This is a genomic window from bacterium (assembly GCA_030247525.1).
In the GTDB taxonomy this organism is placed as follows: domain Bacteria; phylum Electryoneota; class JAOADG01; order JAOADG01; family JAOADG01; genus JAOTSC01.
In genome coordinates, this window is sequence record JAOTSC010000238.1 from 1 (window position 1) to 3,795 (window position 3,795).

Annotated in this window: 2 protein-coding genes; both read left to right on the forward strand. The window is 48.2% G+C overall.

Features of this window, described 5'->3' with window-relative positions; all coding sequences use genetic code 11:
* Positions 1 to 2,010 (forward strand): hypothetical protein (locus tag OEM52_14385; GenBank protein ID MDK9701323.1); only part of this gene is annotated, 2,010 nt, incomplete at its 5' end.
* Positions 1,965 to 3,795: right-handed parallel beta-helix repeat-containing protein (locus OEM52_14390; protein MDK9701324.1), on the forward strand; the 1,831-nt coding region annotated here is incomplete at its 3' end. The genes OEM52_14385 and OEM52_14390, both read left to right, overlap by 46 nt.

The following is a 3,795-nucleotide window of genomic DNA, read 5'->3' on the forward strand; positions in this document are numbered from 1 at the left end:
AACTATACTCAGTTCCGAGTTTGCACGAATGGCTGGATGTCGCTAGGAACAGCTGAAACCTCGACAACCTATTCCAACACGGCTATCCCCAATGCGGGCACTCCCAATAATTCTCTGATGCCGCTTTGGGATGACATGTATGTCGATGCAACACTCGGGCATTTTATAAAATACCAAACCCTTGGTTTGGATACGTTGGTCGTCCAATGGAATGTTGAACATCTAAGTGGAACTGTGACACAGCAGTACCAAATCATTTTGACAAGCAGTGGTACTATCACGTATCAATACAACACAATGGATACAACTCAGTTAACATACACCATTGGTATTGAGAACAGCACTGGGACGGACGGCCTACAAGTTCGGTTTAATCCGACAACTGCATACGCAACTTCCGGAAGAGCCGTACGATTCTCGTTGCCTTGCAACATGGTTACTTTGACTTCCCCTGCTAACAACGCGATTCAGTTACCTCTAACAACAGTATTGAGCTGGACTGGAAGCACTTGTTCCGACAACTACGATGTGTACTTCGGAACAAATCAAGCACTGGTAAACGGTTTAGATCCAACGACGTTAGTTGCATCGGCAATTACTGCAACGACTTGGGATCCGCCAGGCGATTTGGTGGAAGGAACTTCCTATTACTGGCGGGTAGTTAGCCGCGACACTGCTGTCACTCCACCCGATCTCTTTGCATCGACTTTGTTCACATTCCGAACGTTCTCTCCTGGCATCAGCGGAACCCGGACAATCGGTGGTACTAATCCGGATTATGCAACAATCCAAGCGGCTATCGATGCAGTTAATGCCTCTGGTTGTGGAACTGGCGTCACTTTCTTGATTCGCGGCGGTGTTTATGAAGAGAACCCTGATTCTTTAGTCGCTTCGGCGTTATCAGGACCCAATTCCCCAATTATCTTCAAACCAGCCGATACTCTTGGTGTAACGATCAATGTTACTTGTACTGCTGCTGCACGACAAGCATACGCATTTGTTAATGCGGATAATGTTGTATGGGATGGCAGCCATCCTGATCTGCCAGGCCGGAATCTCATCGCAGTCAATGCGATGGGCACTGATGGTTACTACGGTTTCCGGTTTGCCAATGGCAGCGATGGCTGTAAAGTCAAGAATATCGATATCACTGTCGGCGGCACCACCTCCAACTACCGACCCATCTACATTTATTATAGCACAGCATTGCAACCAGCCGCTGCTTGTATGAACGATACAGTCCAAAACTGTAAGGTGACTGGTGGTTACTACGGCATGTACATCTACGGTTCAAGCACAATGACCCATTCCGGGTTGGTAATCGAAGGAAATGATGTAGTAGATTTCAACTACTACGGGATGTATATCTATTATACAGTGAACTCGAAATTTGCCGGTAATCAGTTACACCGAACCAGTGCATCAACCAGCGCACTTTATGGTCTATACAATCCGACCACCTCCAACGTCGGTAATGTTTTCGACCGGAATTGGATATACGATTTGACACCGAGTGCGACTGGTACAACATACGGCATGTACATGGTCGCAACTGGTACGTTGATCACCAACAACATGATCAATCTCGATCCGACTACCGGCGGCACAATTTATGGCTTGTACTTATCGACAGGTCTCCAACACGCCTATAACAATACTGTCCGCATCGGTGGAACGACGACCGGTTCTTATAGCTCCTATGCTTTATACATTTCCGGTACGAACAGCGACTCAATCGTAAACAACATCTTTATCAACGACCGCAGCAGCACCAACATGTCCTACTATCATGTCGGTGGTTATTTGCCCAATGCAACGACGTTCGCATACAGCAACAATAACATCTGGTCTAACGACTCGGAAGATCCGACTGACAACAAGTATGCAGTGCGAGTCGGAACAGTTAACCACAATACGTTAGGCGATTTGCTTGCTTCGGGAACTTATATTTCGATACGAACTCGATGGGGATTTATCCGAACTTTGTTGGCATTCCCGATCTCCATATAAACCCGGCAGCTAATACTCCCGTCGAATCAAACGGTCAACCAATCGACCGGGTCGCTTATGATTTCGATAATCAGCTCCGGAGTGCAACCGCACCCGATATTGGTGCCGATGAAGGGAACTTCATTGGCGGTGGCGATTTCTTCCGTCCCCGCATCTCACATTTACCATTGGGACGCACCGATGATACCGGACCGCGCGTAGCGATGGCATACATCACTGATAACATTGGATTGGCAACTGGCACGGCTGCGCCAAAGCTTTATTACCGCCGCTCAATCGATCCAACGTTTACGATGGTATCAGCCGACTCGGTACGTCAGGATTCGATTTTCTACTTTACAATTGCTGGACAACCGCTTACTACGATCGTTGAGTACTATCTGGCAGCGCAGGACACTTCCGGTAATCTTGCAACGATGCCCGGTGGTGGGTCGGGACTGAATCCCCCGGGTTCCACACCCCCGGCTACTACGTTCAGCTATGATCTACAGATGGTTATTAGCGGTACTCGCACCATCGGTGGAACCAATCCCGATTTCGCAACGATATCCGATGCTATCGCCGCATTGAACAATCAAGGAACGGGTTCCGGCGTCACCTTCTTGATTCGCGGCGGAACCTATACCGGCGTATCAGACTCAATAACGGCAGGAGCGAATGGCGCACCAAACCGTCCGATTATCTTCAAGCCAGCCGATACACTCGGCGTTGTGATTGAACAAACCCCACTCAGCGCTGGCGCTGCGTTCGGTTTTGCATTAGTCAACACTGACAATGTCATTTTCGATGGCAGCCACCCCGATGCGCCAGGTCGTAATTTCATTACAGTCAACGTGCTCGGTACTTATGGTTACTATGGATTTTTATTCGCGAACGGCAGCGACAACTGTAAGATAAAAAACGTGAATGTCAGCGTTCAGCAAACAACGTCTTCGAGCTTCCGTACGATCTACACCCAGTATCGATCCACTGGATTGCCGTTAGTGGGATGCAGTTTCGATACGATAGAGAACTGTTTCATTTCCAACGGTTATTACGGGATGTATTTGTATTGGACAACCGGCAGCACCTTGAACAATTGGTACGTAGCGAACAACGACGTGTACGATTTCTACTACTACGGCATCTACCACTACTACATGCAGAATTCGATGTTTACAGGCAATCGCATTCACCGTTCCGGCCCTGCGTCGAGTGCGATGTATGCGTTTTATGCGTCTACCGGTACCAATAACAACAGTTACATCGGCAACCGGATTTACGACGTCGGAGCTTCGGGTACTGCTACTTGCTATGGATTCTATTCGACTTCCGGAACCAATCAGTTGATTGCGAACAACATGATAAACATCGACGCCACCGGCGGCGGTGCGGTCTATGGTATCTACAAGAGTTCCAACGCAAATGGTAAGCTGTATTACAACACAGTCCGATTAGGCGGATCGACTGGTGGCAGCTACAACTCTTATGCTCTCTATTATTCATCCGCATCCTTGACCGACTCACTCGCAAACAACATCTGGATCAATGAGCGCACCGGTGGTACTGCAACCCAATATCAAATTGGTATGTATGTTCCGAATACGAATCCGTTTGCATTCTCGGATAACAACATCTATTCCACAGTCAACGACGATCCAACGGATAATCGGCACGCGATACGGGTTGGAACAGCGAACTACAACACGTTAGACGATGCCCGTACCGGTGGATGGACAACCTTCGATGCAAGTTCACTGGGAATTCCGCTAGCGTTTGTTGGAGCACAGGATTTACACATAAATC